This window comes from Paenibacillus sp. FSL H8-0122, assembly GCF_038005345.1.
Classification (GTDB): Bacteria; Bacillota; Bacilli; order Paenibacillales; family Paenibacillaceae; genus Paenibacillus_AQ.
Window position 1 is genome coordinate 5327512 of the sequence record NZ_JBBOTB010000001.1, and the last position, 18021, is coordinate 5345532.

The 18021-nt window shown below is 57.2% G+C and carries 18 protein-coding genes; 15 read left to right on the plus strand and 3 right to left on the minus strand.

Features of this window, described 5'->3' with window-relative positions:
• Nucleotides 1-170 precede the first annotated feature (170 nt).
• A complete protein-coding gene (locus tag NSS64_RS23045; protein ID WP_341141657.1) occupies nt 171-749 on the minus strand; it encodes a histidine phosphatase family protein in 579 nt (192 codons plus the stop codon).
• A 197-nt stretch (nt 750-946) separates the two neighbouring features.
• On the opposite strand from NSS64_RS23045, the gene NSS64_RS23050 reads away from it, so the two are divergent.
• The 6 genes from NSS64_RS23050 to NSS64_RS23075 all read left to right on the plus strand — a co-directional run bounded on the left by NSS64_RS23050 (nt 947) and on the right by NSS64_RS23075 (nt 7633).
• Nucleotides 947-2113: a phosphodiester glycosidase family protein gene (locus tag NSS64_RS23050; RefSeq protein WP_341141658.1), complete on the plus strand. Its 1167-nt coding sequence runs from the start codon at nt 947-949 to the stop codon at nt 2111-2113.
• A 217-nt stretch (nt 2114-2330) separates the two neighbouring features.
• Nucleotides 2331-3953 (plus strand): spore germination protein, encoded by a 1623-nt coding sequence (locus tag NSS64_RS23055; RefSeq protein WP_341141659.1) that lies wholly within the window; start codon nt 2331-2333, stop codon nt 3951-3953.
• Entirely contained in the window at nt 3950-5053 is a 1104-nt protein-coding gene (locus NSS64_RS23060) for a GerAB/ArcD/ProY family transporter (protein WP_341141660.1), read from the plus strand. The genes NSS64_RS23055 and NSS64_RS23060 overlap by 4 nt, the downstream gene beginning before the upstream one ends.
• Entirely contained in the window at nt 5050-6282 is a 1233-nt protein-coding gene (locus NSS64_RS23065) for a Ger(x)C family spore germination protein (protein WP_340943658.1), read from the plus strand. Before NSS64_RS23060 ends, NSS64_RS23065 begins: the two co-directional genes overlap by 4 nt.
• Nucleotides 6283-6294: 12 nt before the next feature.
• A complete protein-coding gene (locus tag NSS64_RS23070) occupies nt 6295-6528 on the plus strand; it encodes a hypothetical protein (RefSeq protein WP_155991300.1) in 234 nt (77 codons plus the stop codon).
• A 10-nt stretch (nt 6529-6538) separates the two neighbouring features.
• Nucleotides 6539-7633, plus strand: coding sequence for a GerAB/ArcD/ProY family transporter (locus tag NSS64_RS23075; protein ID WP_341141661.1), 1095 nt, complete (start codon nt 6539-6541; stop codon nt 7631-7633).
• Here the strand turns inward: NSS64_RS23075 and NSS64_RS23080 are convergent.
• Nucleotides 7625-8527 carry a helix-turn-helix transcriptional regulator gene (locus NSS64_RS23080; protein ID WP_341141662.1) on the minus strand — a complete coding sequence of 301 codons (903 nt, stop codon included), beginning with the start codon at nt 8525-8527 and terminating at the stop codon, nt 7625-7627. The two genes, NSS64_RS23075 and NSS64_RS23080, sit on opposite strands and share 9 nt — an antisense overlap.
• Nucleotides 8528-8773: 246 nt before the next feature.
• On the opposite strand from NSS64_RS23080, the gene NSS64_RS23085 reads away from it, so the two are divergent.
• Genes NSS64_RS23085 through NSS64_RS23095 form a run of 3 tightly spaced genes read left to right on the plus strand, consistent with a single transcriptional unit; the run spans nt 8774 to nt 11143 of the window.
• Entirely contained in the window at nt 8774-9028 is a 255-nt protein-coding gene (locus NSS64_RS23085) for a FeoA family protein (RefSeq protein ID WP_340943667.1), read from the plus strand.
• Nucleotides 9025-9756 carry a FeoB small GTPase domain-containing protein gene (locus NSS64_RS23090; RefSeq protein WP_340943670.1) on the plus strand — a complete coding sequence of 244 codons (732 nt, stop codon included), beginning with the start codon at nt 9025-9027 and terminating at the stop codon, nt 9754-9756. Before NSS64_RS23085 ends, NSS64_RS23090 begins: the two co-directional genes overlap by 4 nt.
• A complete protein-coding gene (locus NSS64_RS23095; RefSeq protein ID WP_340991289.1) occupies nt 9734-11143 on the plus strand; it encodes a nucleoside recognition domain-containing protein in 1410 nt (469 codons plus the stop codon). The genes NSS64_RS23090 and NSS64_RS23095 overlap by 23 nt, the downstream gene beginning before the upstream one ends.
• On the opposite strand, the gene NSS64_RS23100 is transcribed toward NSS64_RS23095, so the two are convergent.
• Nucleotides 11026-11577, minus strand: coding sequence for a hypothetical protein (locus NSS64_RS23100; protein ID WP_341141663.1), 552 nt, complete (start codon nt 11575-11577; stop codon nt 11026-11028). The two genes, NSS64_RS23095 and NSS64_RS23100, sit on opposite strands and share 118 nt — an antisense overlap.
• Before the next feature lie 119 nt (nt 11578-11696).
• Here NSS64_RS23100 and NSS64_RS23105 point away from each other — a divergent pair, with 119 nt between their 5' ends.
• The 6 genes from NSS64_RS23105 to cysC all read left to right on the plus strand — a co-directional run bounded on the left by NSS64_RS23105 (nt 11697) and on the right by cysC (nt 17621).
• Nucleotides 11697-12542, plus strand: coding sequence for an STM4015 family protein (locus NSS64_RS23105; RefSeq protein WP_341141664.1), 846 nt, complete (start codon nt 11697-11699; stop codon nt 12540-12542).
• Nucleotides 12542-13963: an STM4014 family protein gene (locus NSS64_RS23110; RefSeq protein WP_341141665.1), complete on the plus strand. Its 1422-nt coding sequence runs from the start codon at nt 12542-12544 to the stop codon at nt 13961-13963. Before NSS64_RS23105 ends, NSS64_RS23110 begins: the two co-directional genes overlap by 1 nt.
• A 15-nt stretch (nt 13964-13978) precedes the next feature.
• Complete coding sequence (locus tag NSS64_RS23115) at nt 13979-14764, plus strand: STM4013/SEN3800 family hydrolase (protein ID WP_340991283.1); 786 nt, start codon at nt 13979-13981, stop codon at nt 14762-14764.
• A gap of 72 nt (nt 14765-14836) precedes the next feature.
• Nucleotides 14837-16195 (plus strand): STM4012 family radical SAM protein, encoded by a 1359-nt coding sequence (locus tag NSS64_RS23120; RefSeq protein ID WP_341142884.1) that lies wholly within the window; start codon nt 14837-14839, stop codon nt 16193-16195.
• Nucleotides 16192-17061: an STM4011 family radical SAM protein gene (locus NSS64_RS23125; protein ID WP_341141666.1), complete on the plus strand. Its 870-nt coding sequence runs from the start codon at nt 16192-16194 to the stop codon at nt 17059-17061. The genes NSS64_RS23120 and NSS64_RS23125 overlap by 4 nt, the downstream gene beginning before the upstream one ends.
• A complete protein-coding gene (gene cysC, locus NSS64_RS23130) occupies nt 17061-17621 on the plus strand; it encodes an adenylyl-sulfate kinase (protein WP_340991281.1) in 561 nt (186 codons plus the stop codon). Before NSS64_RS23125 ends, cysC begins: the two co-directional genes overlap by 1 nt.
• Nucleotides 17622-18021: the final 400 nt, after the last annotated feature.

Here is an 18021-nt window from a genome sequence, read left to right on the forward strand (position 1 = left end):
ATTGTTGGTTTTATCGCTTTCAAGCGCTACTGTACAGGATCCGACTGAACATATTCTGAACAACTCCCGCAGGGGATGCTGGACATTAATACCCCCACCGGATCAGCACTAAGCATATTATCGGCAGGACCGGCGCTTTATTGTAATGAAATGCTCGGAAATATCCCGTCCTATCCGTCCATATGCTCCGCGCTGTTGTACAATTCACAGCTCCAGCTGTCATTCTCTTTGACCAGGCAGGTGATAGAGGTGTTCTTCAGCAGCACGCTCACATCCAGGGAAGGCACAAGTCCGGCCAGCGTACTCCGCAGAATAGCCCCGTGGCTGACTACCAGCACATTGCTGCCGGGATGGCGGGCAGCAAGCTCTTCAATCGCCCGGACTCCCCGCTTACGGGCCAGCTCCGTACTCTCCAGCTTCAGATCCATCGTCTTCCACTGGCTGCCGAAGCGCTCGATCCGCTCACTCTCTGTGGTTCCTTCAATTAATCCGCCGTTCATCTCCCGGATGTCCGGAAGGAGACCGGCCAGCGGGATGCCCAGCCTCCCGGCGATGGTCTCCGCCGTCTGTCTGGCCCGCTGCAAATCGCTTGAATAGATATAGTCCCACGCTTCACCGCTTAGCCGCTCCGCAAGCACGCCGGCCTGCCGGAAGCCTTCCTCGTCCAGAGGATTATCCGTGTGGCCCTGTACCCGGCCCTCCTGATTCCAGCGTGTGCTGCCGTGCCGGATTAAGCCTATTCTTGTCATGATCGCTACCACCCTTATATGCAGATATTCTAATGTGATCCCATTATAAACTAACCCGCTGCTGGATGCATGCTCCATTGACGGTAACGGAAGACGATTATATGATGGTAGCTCAAGTGCTGCATTCTGGGGCCTGTTCCAGAATCATCCTAACCTGCAGATCAACCTGCTATAACCCAAAGGAGATTTTGTGTATCATGAAAAAAATGCTCACCCTCTTTACCGCTTTCTGTCTGCTGGCTGTCCTTCTTCCAGCCATGCAAACCGGTGCCGCTGCGGCGCCGCAGGCCAAGCTTGCCGTTTATGTGGACAAGGAGAATCACTCCTTCATCCCGCTCCGCTTCCTGAACGGCTTCGCCGGTATCCAGTCTGTGCTTACCGCTTCCGGCGGCCAGATTCAGATGTCACGCGGCGGGAATTCCATTACCTTCACTCCAGGCAAGCCCGGGGCTTCAGTCAACGGTAAGCCCGTTACCTCCAGTGTGCGGCCCTTCAGTGAGAACGGGACTACCTACGTCCCCTTATCTCTTGTAAGCCAGACACTTGGCATACAGCTCCAGTGGAACAAGGAGGCCGGGTCGCTTACGCTGACAAGCGGGGCTGATACAGGCACCGCTGAGACAGCCACCCTGCCTGTACAGAACGGCAGCCTGATCAAGAGCGGCTCGCCCGCTGTAGTCAGCGGACATCATACCTACAAGGTCGGCGGCCGCTCCTTCAGCGTCCAGACAGTCACGGTCTCCCTGCTGCATCCTTCAGTGAAGCTGGATGCCGTTCTGGCCGGGAATACCGTCGGCAAGACGGAAGCCCTTGCCAGCATCGCCAAGCGCAGCAATGCCGCCGCAGCGATCAACGGCACATTCTTCGCCGCCTATACTGACGGCGCCTTCAAGGCTCCTTACGGCTACATCATCAGCGGCGGCAAGATGCTGAAGAACAGCCCCGGAGACAAACGGGCAGTATTCGCTTACGACCGCAATATGCTGGCTGAGCTGATTCCGGGCAGTGAATTCAAAGCCCGCTTCGATGCCGGCTCCGTTCACGGCGCACTTCAGGCTGGACCACGGCTGCTGGTCAACGGGAAGGTCGCGCTGAATGTGGCAGCCGAGGGCTTCCGGGACCCCAAAATCCTGACCGGCGGAGGCTCCCGCAGCGCACTGGGCATCACCCGCGACCATAAGCTGATTCTGCTGACCTCCGGCGGGGCAACCATCCCCCAGCTGGCGGAAATTATGAAGCAGGCCGGAGCCTACCAGGCAATGAACCTCGATGGCGGTGCCTCCAGCGGCCTGTACTATAACGGCAAGTACTTGACGACTCCGGGACGCCTGATCAGCAATGCGCTGGTCGTCCAGACTAAATAATGTACCCAGCTTAGAGTTCAAATCTAAAGTGTGTTTATAAAACTGCCTTTATGGAATGCTGAGAAGCCGCCATTCCTAAGGGCAGTTTCTTTTTTTGGATTCCAGCGGCTCCTCAAGCGGGCTCAGTTCAGTCTGTAATCAGGCAGAATAAGGAATCCGCCAGCGGGGGATAATACAGGGAGCACATCCAGATTTCAGCATAAAGGAGCCCCCCGAGATGCCTCAGCAAACGAAGAAGAGCCGCCAGACTACCAATGATCCTGTAGAAACCTCCGTGCCTGCACCGCTTCCGCTGAAGCTCTCCCTTGAGGAGAATTTGCAGGAGTTCAGCCGCCGGATCGGCAGCAGCTCCGATATTGTCATCCGCCATTATAAGAGTGAAGCCAAGCCTCCACTTACCCTTGCCTTCATTTATATTGACGGTCTGGTCAACGCCGATACCGTCAATCAGGCGGTCCTCCAGTCCTTAATGGAGAACAGCACGCTGAACGGAGATCAGATGACCACAGAAGCTGCCTTCGATCTGATAAAGGAGCACATTCTGCCGGTTGGGGGAGTGAAGGAGGCCCGGACCCTGGAGGTGCTGCTGCCCCTGCTTTTTGACGGCTATACCCTGATTCTGTTCGAGGGGCTTCAGGTCGCACTGGCCGCCGACACCTCCGGCTGGGAGAAAAGAAGCATTAATGAGCCGACCTCCCAGGGGGTGATCCGCGGGCCCAAGGAAGGCTTCACCGAGAGCCTGCGTACCGGGACCTCCATGCTGCGCCGCCGCCTGAAAACTGCTGATCTGCGGATTGAGGAATATACCGTCGGCCAACGTACCGGGACCAGAATTGCCCTCGTCTATCTGAAGGGCCTCGCCAGTGAACAGGTGCTGACCGAAATCCGCCGCCGGCTGAACGCCATCAATACCGACGCCATTCTGGAGAGCAATTATATTGAAGAATTCATACAGGACGGCGGACTGACGCCTTTTCCCACCATTCAGAATACCGAACGTCCCGACGCCATGGCCGGGGGCATTCTGGAAGGCCAGGTGGGGATTGTCATTGACGGCACTCCCTTTGCGCTGCTGGCCCCGTCCACCTTCTTCAACTTTTTTCAATCCAGCGAGGATTACTACCAGCGGTATGATATTTCCTCCTTTCTGCGGCTGATCCGCTACGGTGCGTTCTTCGTCTCTATGCTGCTGCCTGCACTTTATATTGCCGTTACTACCTTTCACCAGGAGATGCTGCCGACCACGCTGCTGATCAGTCTGGCTGCCCAGCGGGAAGGCGTTCCGCTCCCCGCCTTCGCAGAGGCACTGCTGATGGAGCTGACCTTCGACGTCCTGCGTGAAGCGGGGGTACGTATGCCCCGCACCATCGGGCCGGCTATTTCTATCGTCGGTGCGCTAGTGCTGGGGCAGGCTGCCGTTCAGGCCGGGCTGGTCTCGGCGGCAATGGTCATTGTGGTTTCTTTTACCGCCATCTCGAACTTCGTAATTCCGTCACTGGCCATCGCCAACTCCATCCGGCTGATCCGCTTCGTGATGATGTTCATCGCTGCCTCGCTCGGCCTGTTCGGCATTATGTCCTTCCTGATGGTGCTGCTGATTCATATGGCAGGCCTGCGCTCCTTCGGAGTTCCCTATCTGTCTCCGGTAGCGCCGATGATTCCCCGTTATCTGAAGGATATCTTCATCCGCGTTCCGCTGTGGAGCATGAATATGCGTCCCAAGACCAATCTGGGCAAGGAGACCCGCAGACAAGCCCCTAACCAGAAGCCGCAGCCCGTTGAAAATGCCGCTAATCCATCACCGGCACAGCCCAAGCCGCAGGGAGAGGGTCCAGCATGAATGGAAAAATCGGCACCACCCAGGCCGTCATGCTTGTCGTCAATACCATACTGCCGACAGCTACCGTCGTGCTTCCTATCATTATCAGCTCCTATGCAGAGCAGGACGCTCCGCTAGCGATTATCCTGTCTACCGTGGCGGGGCTGCTAATAGCGTGGATTGTCGGGGCGGTAATTCAGAGCAGCAACGGTGCTCCTTTTCTGGAGTGGGTCGGGGAGAAAAGCTCTCCGGTAGTGTCCGTGATTCTCGGACTGCTGATGCTCCAGTTCTACCTGGACACCACGGCAACCATTCTGCGTGAATTCGTTAATTTCCTTAAAGACAACGTCCTGATCAATACTCCGATCACGGTGCTTGTCATTCTGATTCTTTTCATCACCATCTATATGGTAAGGCAGGGCATTGAAGCTATCGCCAGAGTGAACAGTCTGGTTATTCTGCTCTATCTGTTCTTCGTACCGCTGTATCTGCTAGGGCTGTACAACGACCTGAACGTGCATCATCTGCTGCCTATGTTCGACCATAGTCTGGCTGAGATCACCCTGGCGAGCCTGACACCGACTGCATGGATGTCTGAAGTGGCGGTGCTGCTGTTTCTGGCCCCTTATCTGCAATATCCGCAGAGAGCCAAGATTATCGGCTGGACAGGCCTGCTGTTCGTTGCAATCCTGATGATGTTCATTCTGATCACCGCCCTGATGGTATTTGGCCCGGAATTCATTAAGCTGAGTGCCTACCCCGGCTTCGCTACCATCAGCATCCTCCGGATCGGCCGGTTCATAGAGAAGCTGGATATTCTCTTCATCTCTTACTGGGTGCTGTCGATCTATCTGAAATTTGCGATCTTCCTGTTCGTGACAGTGGAGTGCTTCAAGCAGACGTTCCGGGTCAGCAGCAGCCGGCCCTTCATTGGAGCTCTAGGTCTGATTATTGCCCTGGAATGCCTGTTCTCCTGGCAAAGCTCAGCCAAGCTGAACAACTACAATCAGGAAGGCCGGTTCGTGGTCTTCTGCCTGTTCAACGTGCTGGTTCCGCTGGGCGCGGTCTTGCTGAATAAGGTGCAGAAGTCGCGCTCCAAGCGGAAAGGATGGGACACATGAACAAACCGGGCACTCTGCTGCGCCTCCTGCTCTGCCTCCCGCTTCTATCCGTTCTACTCTCCGGCTGCTGGGATGACCGGGAGCTTAACGAACTGGGCATTACCTCCGGCTCAGCCTATGACTGGGAGGACAATCAGTGGAAGGCCACGTACCAGGTCATCAATCCTTCCTCCGGCGCCAGCGGGATGGGCGGCAGCGGAGGAGGCAGCACAAGCTCGCCGCCATTCCTCACCTTCACCGTCAAGGGGCGGACGATCATGGAAGCCATTGAACGAACGAATCTGACCAGTACGCGGGAGATGTTCTTCTCCCACTCCAGAATCACCGTCATCGGCGAGAGCCTGGCCAGACACGGGATCAATCAGCTGATTGATATGTTCCTGCGCAAGCAGGATGCCAGAGAAACGGTATTTGTGTTCATCTCCCAGGGAGATGCCGGGATGATTCTGGATCAGCTGATGCAAATGACCAAGAATCAGGGCGCCGGCATCCAGCTTATGATCGAACAGGAATCAAGGCTCTTGTCCTACTATCCGGGAACCCGGCTGTATGAGCTGGCGATGGCGCTGTCCTCCGAGTCCAAAAGCGCGGTGTTGCCGGAGATACTGTTAACCGGCTCCCGGACGATGGATGAGACCAGTGAGACAGCGGTAACAGATCTGCCCTCGCGGCTGGCGCTGGGAAGGCTGGGCGTTATTAAAGGAGACACGTTCGCGGGCTGGCTTAGCCAGAAGCAGGCGTTCGGGCTTTCTTTTCTGACCGATAACGTTGATTCTGCCACCATCGCCTTCCCCTCCCGGCCGGGGGCAAGCGACAAGCTGGATGCTTCATTCATCCTGCAGAATTCGTCCACCACCGTCCACCCTGTCTGGGACAAGGATCATTATGTGATGGAGGTTAACGTCAAGGGCAGCGGTGTGCTGACGGAGCTTGGCAGTGTCATGGACCTGAACGACCGCAAGGCGATCAGTGAAATGGAGGCCTCGCTGGAGCAGCGGGTGCTGGAGCTAATGAATAACGCCTGGGCGGAGGTCAAGCAGCTGGGGGCAGACGTCACCGGATTTGCTGTGAGAGTGCACCGGAGCGATCCGAAGCGCTGGAAGCAGATTGAGAAGGAGAAGAGCTGGGACAGCGTCTTTCAGGAGATTGAGATCCGCCCGCAGGTCTCTATCGAGATAGAACGGACCGGACTCAGTAATAAATCATTCAAGTCTGTTCAGCAGAAGTAAGGGAGCATATCTATGAAAATAGCTATTACTCTTATACTCTATGCGCTTGCCTATGGTTGGGGGTGGACGAAGCTACGCGGAGAAGAGCGCCGCCGGAGACGGCTCTTACTTGGCTGCATTATGGGGTACGGGGCGTATCTTAATCTATGCGGAATTACCAATACCCCTCATGTATCGCTGGGCAGCCTGTATACGGCGTTCTTCCAGCCTGTCGGCAGAGCCATTATCTATTGGTTAGGAGGCTAAAGATGCAATCATGGTGAACAAAGAACAGGTCTCTTCCCTGCAGATTGCGTTCATGATTATGCTGTTTGAAATCGGCAGCACGCCGCTGTTCCTGCTTGGGGGCACCGCCAAGCAGGATTCCTGGCTGGCGATGTGTGCAGGTTCAGCGGCGGGCTTCGCCCTGCTCCTTGTGCTGATGTGGATTCAGCACCGGTCTCCGGGCACAGATCTGATCGGAATGCTCAAGGCTCATTTCGGCACAGCTCCAGGAGCGTTCATCGGCGCGGTCTACAGCCTGTACTTCGCCTATCAGTCCATGCGCAATGTCCGCGACCTCGGCGAGCTGACGGCGATGACCATGCTGCCGAGAACCCCGATGGCCATTACGATGCTGGTGTTCGTGCTGCTGGCCCTATATGCGATCTGGAAGGGGGCGGAGGTTGTCTTCAGGCTGCCTGAGGTGCTGCTGCCGGTCATGCTGTTCTTCTATTTCCTGCTCGTTCTGATGCTGAGCATCATGGGGGCGATTGATTTGGGCCGCCTGGCACCTGTGATGGAGGGCGGGGTAATGCCGGTTCTGCAAGCGGCGCTGCCGGAGATCGTCTCGTTTCCTTTCGGGCAGATGATTGTTTTTCTGATGCTGTGGACGCTATGGGAGAAGCCCGGTGTGCCTGTAAAATACACCGTGAACGCCTATCTGCTCATCAGCGCATTCCTGATCTTCATGAACGCGCTGAATGTGGCCGTCCTCGGCCCGGCGATCGCGGGAGTGAGCCAGCTGCCTTTTCTCAAAACCGTCCGGGTGCTGTCTAATCTCAAATTTGTCGAGCGGCTTGATATTCTGGTCACGATCCAGCTCTTCCTGGGGCTGCTGATCAAGATGATGCTCTTCTACTTCTGTTCCGTAAAAGCTCTTACAGAGCTGACCGGCAAACCGGCGAAATGGTGGGTCTTCCCTGTGGGGGCAGTCATCTACGGCTCCTCATTCCTGGAGCGGGATTACACCCAGCATATCGCCGTCGGCCTGGGGCCGAGCCTGAAGCTTGACCCGCTCTTCCAGGTCGCCATTCCGCTGCTGCTGGCCCTGTCGATCTGGGTGCGGGGCCGGTTACAGCGTTCAGCTTGAAGCAGAGTGCTCCGGCTGCTGGTCGAACTTCAGATTCTGCGGCCCGGACGGAAGGTTCTCCGCACCTGTAGAGCCATCCGTTACGGGAACCTCCTTGCCTACTTCCTCGAATTCACATTCCCCCAGCCATACCTGTCCGCTTCCGCTCAGCAGAATTCCGATATTGATCACATCGGCTTCGGACGGAATATCCATGACGCAAGCATAGTGGTTCCATTCCGTGGTTCCCTGTATGCTCCGGTTCTGCATGTTGTCAAAAGCTAACATATTCTGCTTATTATCATCCACTCTCATCCACAGGCCGCTCCAGCCGGTGACCTCCTCCGTTCTAACGAACCCGGAGAAGCGCATCCGTCTCCCCCGATATTCTCTTGCCTGAAACTGCTGCATCAAGGTTCCAAAACCATTGTCGTCCTGCGCAGCTTCCCCGCTGGAACGAAGATGCATGGAGGGACTTGTCTTATAGCAGACGCGGAGATCGATCTCGACCTTATATTTCTCCTGGTGGGTACCTGTAATATACCAGCCTGTAATCTCTGACATTGTATATACCTCTCTTTCTTGAATCAATAGTCTCACCTGCGATCTGTACTGTGCAGGCGGCAAATCATAGATTTCCTTGAAGGCTCTTGTAAAAGCCTCCTGGCTCTCAAAGCCGTACTGCAGCGCAATCTCAAGAATTCGTGTCTCGGAATACAGCAGGAGATTGGCTGCTTGACTGAGACGGCGGGCCCGGATATATTCATGGACATTTTTGTTCACGTATTTGCGAAAAATCCGGTGAAAATGATATTTGGATAACCCTGCTGCCTTAGCCACCTTCTCCAAATCCAAATCCTCTTCCAAATGCTGCTCAATAAATTCGATGCTTTTGTGAATCAACTGATAGTGCATGACTCTCACCCCCTCCACAACTCAAAGTATATAGCAGACACCGGAAATACTTTTGATAAATCTTGCTGTATTTATCTTTCCCTAGGGAAACATTATTGTTGCAAGGACAAATTTATTTACGTATACTAATCTTGTGGCAGGATGCAATATTCTGTGCCCTGCACAATATACTATACAAGTGCATATTTCATACTTAAGGATAACTATAACTATTCATTCATTATTCATACGAAAGTGGGAGAGCTTATGGCTGGATCCGTAATTCCATTGTCTGAAGCTACGAACGGCAGCACGCTGCGGATCAGCGGCATCGAGGTCCAGGGCGTGCTGCGGAGAAGACTGCTTGATCTCGGATTTGTCGCCGGGAATAGTGTAGAAGTGCTGCGGCGCAGTCCGCTTGGAGACCCTACGGCTTACCGGATCAGCAATACTACCATTGCCCTGCGCCGGGAAGAGAGTTCCCTCATTTATGGCGAATTGATTGGAGGCGGAGAAGGATGAGCGAATATACCGTTGCTTTTGCAGGCAATCCCAATACGGGCAAAAGCACGCTGTTCAACCTGCTGACCGGGATGCGCCAGCATACCGGCAACTGGGCCGGCAAAACCGTAGTCACCGCCGAAGGGCGGTTCACCCACAAGGAGCATACTTACCGGGCCGTTGACCTTCCCGGCACCTATTCGCTCTACTCCAATTCCGCCGATGAAGAAGCGGCCCGGGACTATATTATTTTCGAGGAGCCGGATGTCACGCTGGTGGTTCTGGATGCAACGTCGCTGGAGCGCAACCTCAATCTGGCCCTGCAGGTGCTGGAGATTACGGGACGCGCCGTAGTCTGCATCAATCTGATCGATGAAGCCAAGAGGCTGGGCATTGATATTAATCTGAAGCGGATTGCGGAGCGGCTCGGGGTGCCTGTCACGGCCATCTCAGCCCGCAACGGGATCGGTATTGAAGCGCTGCTGGATCAGATCGCACGCGTAGCGACCGGTGAATTCAAGGCTGAGCCGCTGAAGATCACCTACAACGATGAGATTGAGCGGGGCATTGCCGAGCTGATCCCGATGGTGGAACAGACGGTCGGCGCCAGATATCCGGCACGCTGGATTGCCCTGCGTCTGCTGGACGGTGACCACAGCCTGCTGGCTTCCCTCAAAGCCCATATGGGACGCAAGGGTATATCTGTAGCGAAGGAGGTGGCCCGCCATGGAGTCACCGCATGCCATTAACGGCCAAGACCCGCTTGATTCCCTGCTCGCTACCGCGAAAAAGCTGGCAGACAAAGGAGCGGTCCGTGACGAGATCGTCAGCGGAATCTACGGGGTATCGGCCGGAATCTGCAGCGATGCTGTTACCTATCACGACAAGAAGAAGCTGGGCAGCACCTACAAGCTGGATAATATCGTCACCTCAAAAATCTGGGGTTTCCCCATTATGCTGGCCGGCCTTGGCCTGGTATTCTGGATTACCATTGCCGGAGCCAACTACCCTTCCGGCTGGATTGCCTCCCTCTTCAGCTGGATCGAAGGCTATCTGACCGCCGGTTTCGAGGCTGTTCATGCCCCGGCCTGGCTGCACGGCGTCCTTGTGCTGGGGCTGTACCGAGGCACCTCATGGGTCATCAGCGTCATGCTGCCGCCTATGATGATTTTTTTCCCGGTGTTCGCGCTGCTGGAGAATTTCGGCTATCTGCCGCGAGTCGCTTTTAATATGGACCGCTTGTTCAAGAAATCCGGGGGACATGGCAAGCAGGCCTTGACAATGTCGATGGGCTTCGGCTGCAACGCTGCCGCTATTCTGTCCACCCGCATTATTGAATCGCCCCGTGAACGGATGCTGGCCATTCTGACCAACAACTTCGTCCCTTGCAACGGCCGCTGGCCTACGCTTATTCTGCTCTCCTCCATGTTCATGGTCGGGGCGGCAACCACCGGGGCACTGCGTACCTTCTCGACGGCGCTGGTGCTGATGGGCATCGTACTGGTGGGAATTATCGTCACCCTGAGCGTATCGTGGATCATGTCCAAAACCGCGCTGCGCGGTGTGCCTACCCACTACACCCTGGAGCTGCCGCCCTACCGCCGCCCGCAGATCTGGAAGACCATTGTCCGCTCCTCCAAGGAAAAGTCCCTCAATGTGCTGACCCGCGCCATTATCGTGGCCGCTCCGGCAGGGATCATCACCTGGATTCTCGGCAATGTATTTGTCGGCGGGGAGAGTGTGCTGAATCATATGGCTGCGTTCTTCGATCCGTTCGCGCAGCTGCTCGGCATGGACGGCTTCATTATTATGGCCTTCATCCTCGGCCTGCCCGCCAATGAAATTGTGCTGCCTATCCTGCTGATGGGCTACATGTCCTCCGGGGCCATGGTCGATATCGAAGGTCTCGGCAGCATTAAGGACATCTTCCTGAGCCACGGCTGGACCTGGCTGACGGCGCTGAATATGATGCTCTTCTCCCTGCTCCACTATCCTTGCGGCACCACACTCGTGAACATCTACAAGGAGACCAAAAGCCTGAAATGGGCCGTGCTCTCCGCTGTAATCCCGCTCGCTATCGCTATCGGCGTAACCTTCGCGGTGGCTTCGGCAGCCCGGCTGTTCGGCTGGGTGTAAATCCTGCAGAGCACTATTCCCCCGGACGGGCGGATAGTGCTTTTTTGCGCTCTGGGCGCATCCTTCGCGGCGGGGGTCACCGCCGTGCCAAATGTGATCGGTTTTTCGATTACATTGGGACCGCGCGCCACCGCCATGCCAAATGTGGTCGGTTTTTCGACCACATTGGGACCACACGCCACCGCCAGGCCGAATGTGATCGGTTTTTCGACTACATTCGGACCACACGCCACCGCCAGGCCGAATGTGGTCGGTTTTTCGACCACATTGGGACCACACGCCACCGCCAGGCCCAATGTGGTCGGTTTTTCGACCACATTGGGGCCGCGCGCCTTCGCCAGGCCAAATGTGGTCGGTTTTTCGACTACATTGGGACCACACGCCACCGCCACGCTAAATGTGATCGGTTTTTCGATTACATTTGACCTGTACAACCCCGTGGTTACGGGCGTTAACGGGGAAATAGGTGCACCTGTTCCTCTGCCATTTGACTCTCCCTCTCACTACATGTTAGGGTGATTTGGAAGCTACTATTTTCCGGGAGGGATTGTTCATGACAGCAGTGAAGCTCAGTATTGATTATGATGCATTTGAAGAAGGCAAGCGGATGGAGACGGAGATTGAACACTTAAGCGGAAGTCCTGAAGCCGCCGGCCTGACCAGCCTTACGATTGGCGACTGGGGTCAAGCCTACGAGAACACCTCGGAGGAAGCCGTTCAGGCTCTGGTGAAGCACAGCGCCAGCTTCCCGGCACTGCGTAAGCTGTTCATCGGGGATATGAGCTATGAGGAATGTGAAATCTCGTGGATTAACCAGACCGATCTCTCGCCGCTGCTGTCCGCTTATCCTGAGCTGCAATCCCTGACTGCACAAGGCGGTACCGATCTGCGTCTGAGCCAACTGCAGCATGACAAGCTCGAAGAACTCATTATTATTACCGGCGGACTCAGTAAGGCCGTGCTGGCGGACATTGCCGCTTCCCGCCTGCCGAATCTGCGCAAGCTGGAATTATACCTTGGTGTAGACAATTACGGCTTCGACGGCGGACTGGAGGATCTCCTGCCGCTGATCGAGCCTGGAAAGTTCCCTAAGCTTACCTATCTCGGACTCAAAAACAGTGAGATTCAGGACGAAATTGCCGCCGCCCTGGTGGATGCACCGATTCTGGACCAGCTCCATACCCTCGATATGTCACTGGGTACGCTTAGCGACACTGGCGCTGAGGCGCTGCTCGCCAGCGAGCGGGTGAAGGGACTGAAGCTGCTCAACCTGAGCCATCACTACATGTCTGACGAGATGATGCTGCGCCTGAAGAACAGCGGATTGCCGGTGGATGTCAGCGACCAGCAGCAGGCCGATGACGATGATGACTGGCGTTATCCGTCGATCACAGAATAATGCAGCCCGCCGCACCGCTGATTGTCTTCTGCCAGCCCGGCGACCGGCGCTCGGCCGGTATCCAGCAGGCGCGCTCGCGTCTCGGGATGCCCCCGGCGCTCCTGATTCCCTACGCCGGGCTGCTGGAGGGCCAGCCGCTGGCTGATCTGCTGGAGCAGGCTGTGCAGCAGCAGGCAGCCGGACTGCCGGAACAGGTGAGCCGGCTGCTCCGTAGCGCAATGCCGGAACCGCCAGCGCTGAACGGGAGGCCGGTTCCGGCACAGCCGGCTACAACGGACCGCCGGAGCGGCGGGCAACCCGCGCAGGGGTCCGCAGCGGAAGCGCAGCGCCTGCTGCCGGATTCTCCGAGCGGCAGCTTCAGCGGGCACGCTGCATCGGCATCCGCAGCGTCCCCGCCACTGCTGCGGCTGGAGTCCCCCGGCGGCAGCTTCGCGCTGGAGCGCGCGCTTATCGCGCTGGGCGCACCGGATGCGCCGGACCAAGACGACTCGCTGCACCCGTTCGGGCAGCAGCCGGACCTGAGGCCGCTCAGCTTCAAAGCGGCCTCAGCCCTGAAGGACCTGCCCGGCGTGCTGCATCACCCGTCCCAGTGGTTCCGCGGATACTGCCGCCTGCTGGCGCGGCTCCGGCAGGAGGCCGGGCAGCTCCTGCCCGCCTCACGCTGGACCAACGATCCGGCGGAGATCGCAGCCATGACGGACAAGCGCCGGACCCAGCAGATTCTCGCGGAGTCCGGCGTCCCTGTTCCCCGGCCGCTTCGCGGCAGCGGCGGACAAGTCCCCGTGGATTACGCATCCCTGCGCCAGATGATGCTGTCGGAGCGGATGCACCGCGTGTTCATCAAGCTGGCCAGCGGCTCCGCTGCTTCCGGCGTGATTGCTTATCAGCTGAACCCGGCAACAGGAGCTGAGTCGGCGGTTACCACCATCGGAGTCGAGAGTTATATCACCCGTCCCCCGGTGTATTATAATTCCGGCAAGCTGCAGCGTTATACCGATTCCGCCCGCCTTGCAGGAATCATTAACTGGCTCTACCGCCACGGCGCCTATGCCGAGCAGTGGATTCCGAAGCCCGGCAAGGACGGGCATTCCTTCGATATCCGCCAGCTGGTTGTCGCTGGAGAAGCCTGCCACGCTGTCGCCAGAGTCAGCTCCACACCGATTACGAATCTGCATCTGCGCAGCCGGCGGATGACTCCGGCGGAAGCCGGGCTGAGCGAGGCGCAGCAGGCAGAAGTACGCCGGACAGCGGAGGCTTCGCTGGCCGCTTTTCCACGCTGCTCTATCGCGGGCATCGATGTGCTGGCGGGAAGCTCCGGGCGGATGTATACAGCGGATGTGAATCCTTTTGGCGACTTGTTGTACGATGTTGAATACCAAGGCTGCAGCACCTACGAATGGGAAATGAAGCAGCTGTCTTAGGAGGAATCCGGCCCCATGACCGATATGAATACCATCGTCGGCACCCACGATATCTTAATGATCACACTCGATACTCTTCGCTACGATGCGGCTGTGCTGGAGGAGGCGAATTGCCCCAATCTGTGCGGCAGCGGCTCCTGGGAGAAGCGGCATACCCCCGGCAGCTTCACGTATGCGGCCCATCACGCTTTCTTTGGCGGCTTCCTGCCCACTCCGGCGAACACAAATAAGGCTGAGCATGTGCGGCTGTTCCATTCCAGGAATACCGGGCTGAAGACCCACCCCCATACCTGGCTGTTCGATACACCGGATATGGTGTCGGGGCTGGCAGCGGCGGGTTATCAGACGGTGTGTATCGGGGGCGTAATCTTTTTCAGTAAAAAAGTGCCCCTCGCCCGCGTCCTCCCCGGTTATTTCCAGCAGAGCTACTGGCGGATGACCTTCGGGGTCACGAACCCGCGCTCGACGGAGCATCAGGTGAACCATGCGCTCAAGCTGCTCGGCAACACCCCGCAGGACCAGCGGCTGTTCCTGTTCATGAATGTCTCGGCGATCCATGGCCCGAACCATATGTTCCTGCCGGGTGCGCGCAAGGATTCGGTGGACAGCCAGCGCGCAGCGCTGCGTTATGCCGACGGGGAGCTGGGGCGTCTGTTCGATGCGTTCCGTAAGCGGGGCAATCCGGTGTTCTGTCTGGCTTTTTCCGATCACGGTACGGCTTACGGAGAGGACGGCTACCAAGGCCACCGGCTGGCGCATGACACGGTATGGAATGTTCCGTACCGGGAATTTATTTTATAAGCATTGAACTGAAATTCGATCCCGCACAAGGAAGGAGAACGTATGACGTCCATCCGGCAATCTCTTCATCATATGAACCAAGACGGACAGCCTCCCTTCTCCGCTGGGGAGCTTCAGCAATGGACGGAGCAGATCACAGCCCATCCCTACCGCAATTATCTCTATTCCTATCCGCACAAAACTGCTTACCGCGAGCTTGATCCGCCTGTTTCGTTAGAGGAGCTGTGGAGGGATGAGCCTGCGGAGAGCTTCTTCTTATATATGCATGTTCCCTTCTGCGGCGCACGCTGCGGCTTCTGCAATCTGTTCACGCTGCCTGATAAAAGAGCGAATGTGCACGCCGAATACGTTGACGCACTGGAGCGGCAGGCGAGGGAGTGGGCGGTCTTCACCAAGCACAAACCTTACGCGCGCTTCGCCATCGGCGGCGGAACGCCCAGTCTTCTGGCACCCTCGCAGCTGAACCGGCTGTTCAGGATTGCAACGGATATCATGGGGGTTGATCTTAGAACCACCTCTATCTCCGTGGAGACCTCACCCGAAACGCTGACGGAGGAGAAGCTGACGATTCTGAAGGAGCATACCGTGGACCGTGTCAGTATGGGCATCCAGAGCTTCGTGGCCGCCGAGTCGGCTGCGATCTACCGCCCGCAGGACCCCGAGGTGGTGTACCGTGCGCTGGAGCTGCTGGGGCAGTTTGATTTTCCCATTCTCAATCTGGATCTGATCTACGGACTCCCGGGGCAGACGGTGGACTCTTGGCTCTATTCGCTGAACCAGGCGCTGCTGCATGAGCCGGAGGAAATCTTCCTCTATCCGCTCTACACCCGTGAGCATACGATTGTGAAGCCGGGCGACCTGGTGAACCAGTTGGATATCCGCCACGAATGCTATGAAGCAGCACGTGCAGTACTGGCAGAGCGTGGCTACCGGCAATTCTCGATGCGCAGATTCGCCAAGGAGGACGCCGGGACCGGCAAGAATATTCTCGACTACAGTTGCCAGGAGGAAGGGATGGTCGGCCTCGGCTGCGGCGCGCGTTCCTATACCCGGAATGTTCATTATGCCTCCCGCTATGGCGTCAGCCGCAAGGCCACGGAGAGCATCATTGCGGATTATGTTGCAGCAGAGCGTTATGATACAGCCGATTATGGCATCGTGCTGAGCCTCGCCGAACAGAAACGGCGGTTCATTCTAAAAGCCATCCTGCACAGCGAAGGGCTGACGATTGCCGACTATAACCAGCGCTTCGGGAATACGCTATGGGAGGATCACCCCGAGCTTGGCCTCTTGGTACAGAGCGGGTTCGCCACGGATGATGAGGGCATTCTGCGGCTGACTCCAGATGGACTGGGCTACTCCGATTCCATCGGTGACTGGTTCATCTCCGGTGAGATCCGCGAGCAGATGCAGGAGTTCATCCTGCCATGAAGGCAGTCCTCTACTACCGGGGCTCCCTCTCCTCCTGTAACTATGACTGTCCGTACTGCCCCTTCGGCAAAACCAAAGACAGCGCCGCCACCCTCGCCAAAGACCGCGCCGGTCTTGAGACCTTTGTCCGCTGGGTAGCGGAGCAGGGGGCCGCAGGCCATCGCCTGTCTATCTTTTTCAATCCGTATGGCGAAGGCTTGACGCACCGCTGGTACCGGGAGGCGCTGATTACCTTGTCCCATCTGGAGCATGTGGACAAGGTCGCCATCCAGACTAATCTGTCCGCCCGGCTTGATTTCACCGCTGAACTGAACCCGGCCAAGGCAGCCTTCTGGGCAACCTATCATCCGGGTCAGGTCAGTGAGGAGCGGTTCTTGGCGCAGTGCATGAGTGTATACGCCCGGGGGATTCCTTTTAGCGTAGGCAGTGTGGGGGTTCATAGTGCCTTCCCGGCTATCGCCTCGCTGCGTGCGGCCCTGCCGGAGGACGTCTATCTGTGGGTGAATGCCTACAAGGACAAGCGGGATTATTATACAGCGGAGGATATAAGCTTCCTGAGCGGGATAGACCCGCATTTCCAGATTAATGCGATGGACTACGACAGCCTCGGCGCCAGCTGTAATGCCGGAAGCAGCGTATTCTACGTGCAGGGCCCCGGCCTGGTGAAGCGCTGCTACAAGGACCGTGCGGTCATCGGCAACCTCTACCGCGACGGACTGGAAGGGCTGGCGGCCCAGCGTAGCTGCCGCATGAAGGTCTGCGACTGCTACATCGGCTATATTCATATGCCGGAGCTGGGCCTGGAGCAGATCTACGGCTCCGGCCTGCTGGAGCGGATTCCTTACGGCGCAGGGAGGACAGAGTAATGACTACGGGTAAGCTACAAGCACACAAGCCCTCTGCCGGATTAACGATATGGCTTACAGGTCTGTCCGGGGCGGGCAAGTCTACGCTTGCCGCGCTGCTCACAGACCGGCTCCGGGAGCAGGGCCAGGCAGTGGAATGGCTGGACGGCGATGAACTGCGGCGCAGCCTGGGCCGTGGACTCGGCTTCAGCCGCGAGGACCGGTTCGAGAACATCCGCCGGGCGGTCTACCTCGCCGGGATGCTGAACCGGCATGGCGTGATTACCGTGGTCTCGGTAATCAGTCCTTATGCTGAGATGCGCAGCTATGCCCGGCAGGAATTGCCGGGCTTCGTCGAGGTCTATGTGGACTGCCCGCTTCCCGTCTGCGAAGCGCGGGATGTCAAAGGGCTGTACGCCAAGGCCCGCTCCGGTGAGCTCCCGGCCTTCACCGGGATCTCCGATCCTTATGAAGCCCCGGCTGACCCGGAGCTGACGCTGCACACAGCGGAGCACAGACCGGAGCAGTGCATGGAAGAGCTGATCAGCTGGCTCACAGAGCATCGGCTTTATCGGCTCTGATGGAATAGGAGCATAACGAATAAGGAGGGGCATTAATGCCCCTCCTTTGTTTATTTAGCGCGAGTCTGCTGCATTCAGGTGCACTGGTGCACCTCCTTCGCTCGTTTCGTGCGCGTATGCTGAATTCAGGTGCACTAATGCTCCTCATTCGCTCCTTTTGCCCGCATCCGGGGAATTCAAGCGCACTAGTGCTCCTCATTTGCTCGTTTAGCGCGCATCCGCTGCATTCAGGTGCACTAATGCTCCTCATTCGCTCGTTTCGCGCGCATCTGCTGCATTCAGGTGCACTAGCGCTCCTCATTCGCTCCTTTCGCCCGCATCCGCTGCATTCAGGGGCACTAGTGCACCCCATTCGCTCCTTTCGCCCGCATCCGCTGCATTCAGGGGCACTAGTGCTCCT

Coding starts and splice junctions, on each gene's coding strand:
- NSS64_RS23090 (WP_340943670.1), top strand. CDS start 9,025: ATGAGCGAATATACCGTTGCTTTTGCAGGCAATCCCAATACGGGCAAA.
- NSS64_RS23065 (WP_340943658.1), top strand. CDS start 5,050: ATGAACAAACCGGGCACTCTGCTGCGCCTCCTGCTCTGCCTCCCGCTT.
- NSS64_RS23080 (WP_341141662.1), bottom strand. CDS start 8,527: ATGCACTATCAGTTGATTCACAAAAGCATCGAATTTATTGAGCAGCAT.
- NSS64_RS23060 (WP_341141660.1), top strand. CDS start 3,950: ATGAATGGAAAAATCGGCACCACCCAGGCCGTCATGCTTGTCGTCAAT.
- NSS64_RS23095 (WP_340991289.1), top strand. CDS start 9,734: ATGGAGTCACCGCATGCCATTAACGGCCAAGACCCGCTTGATTCCCTG.
- NSS64_RS23110 (WP_341141665.1), top strand. CDS start 12,542: ATGCAGCCCGCCGCACCGCTGATTGTCTTCTGCCAGCCCGGCGACCGG.
- NSS64_RS23085 (WP_340943667.1), top strand. CDS start 8,774: ATGGCTGGATCCGTAATTCCATTGTCTGAAGCTACGAACGGCAGCACG.
- NSS64_RS23075 (WP_341141661.1), top strand. CDS start 6,539: ATGGTGAACAAAGAACAGGTCTCTTCCCTGCAGATTGCGTTCATGATT.
- NSS64_RS23120 (WP_341142884.1), top strand. CDS start 14,837: ATGAACCAAGACGGACAGCCTCCCTTCTCCGCTGGGGAGCTTCAGCAA.
- NSS64_RS23045 (WP_341141657.1), bottom strand. CDS start 749: ATGACAAGAATAGGCTTAATCCGGCACGGCAGCACACGCTGGAATCAG.
- NSS64_RS23115 (WP_340991283.1), top strand. CDS start 13,979: ATGACCGATATGAATACCATCGTCGGCACCCACGATATCTTAATGATC.
- cysC (WP_340991281.1), top strand. CDS start 17,061: ATGACTACGGGTAAGCTACAAGCACACAAGCCCTCTGCCGGATTAACG.
- NSS64_RS23070 (WP_155991300.1), top strand. CDS start 6,295: ATGAAAATAGCTATTACTCTTATACTCTATGCGCTTGCCTATGGTTGG.
- NSS64_RS23125 (WP_341141666.1), top strand. CDS start 16,192: ATGAAGGCAGTCCTCTACTACCGGGGCTCCCTCTCCTCCTGTAACTAT.
- NSS64_RS23105 (WP_341141664.1), top strand. CDS start 11,697: ATGACAGCAGTGAAGCTCAGTATTGATTATGATGCATTTGAAGAAGGC.
- NSS64_RS23055 (WP_341141659.1), top strand. CDS start 2,331: ATGCCTCAGCAAACGAAGAAGAGCCGCCAGACTACCAATGATCCTGTA.
- NSS64_RS23050 (WP_341141658.1), top strand. CDS start 947: ATGAAAAAAATGCTCACCCTCTTTACCGCTTTCTGTCTGCTGGCTGTC.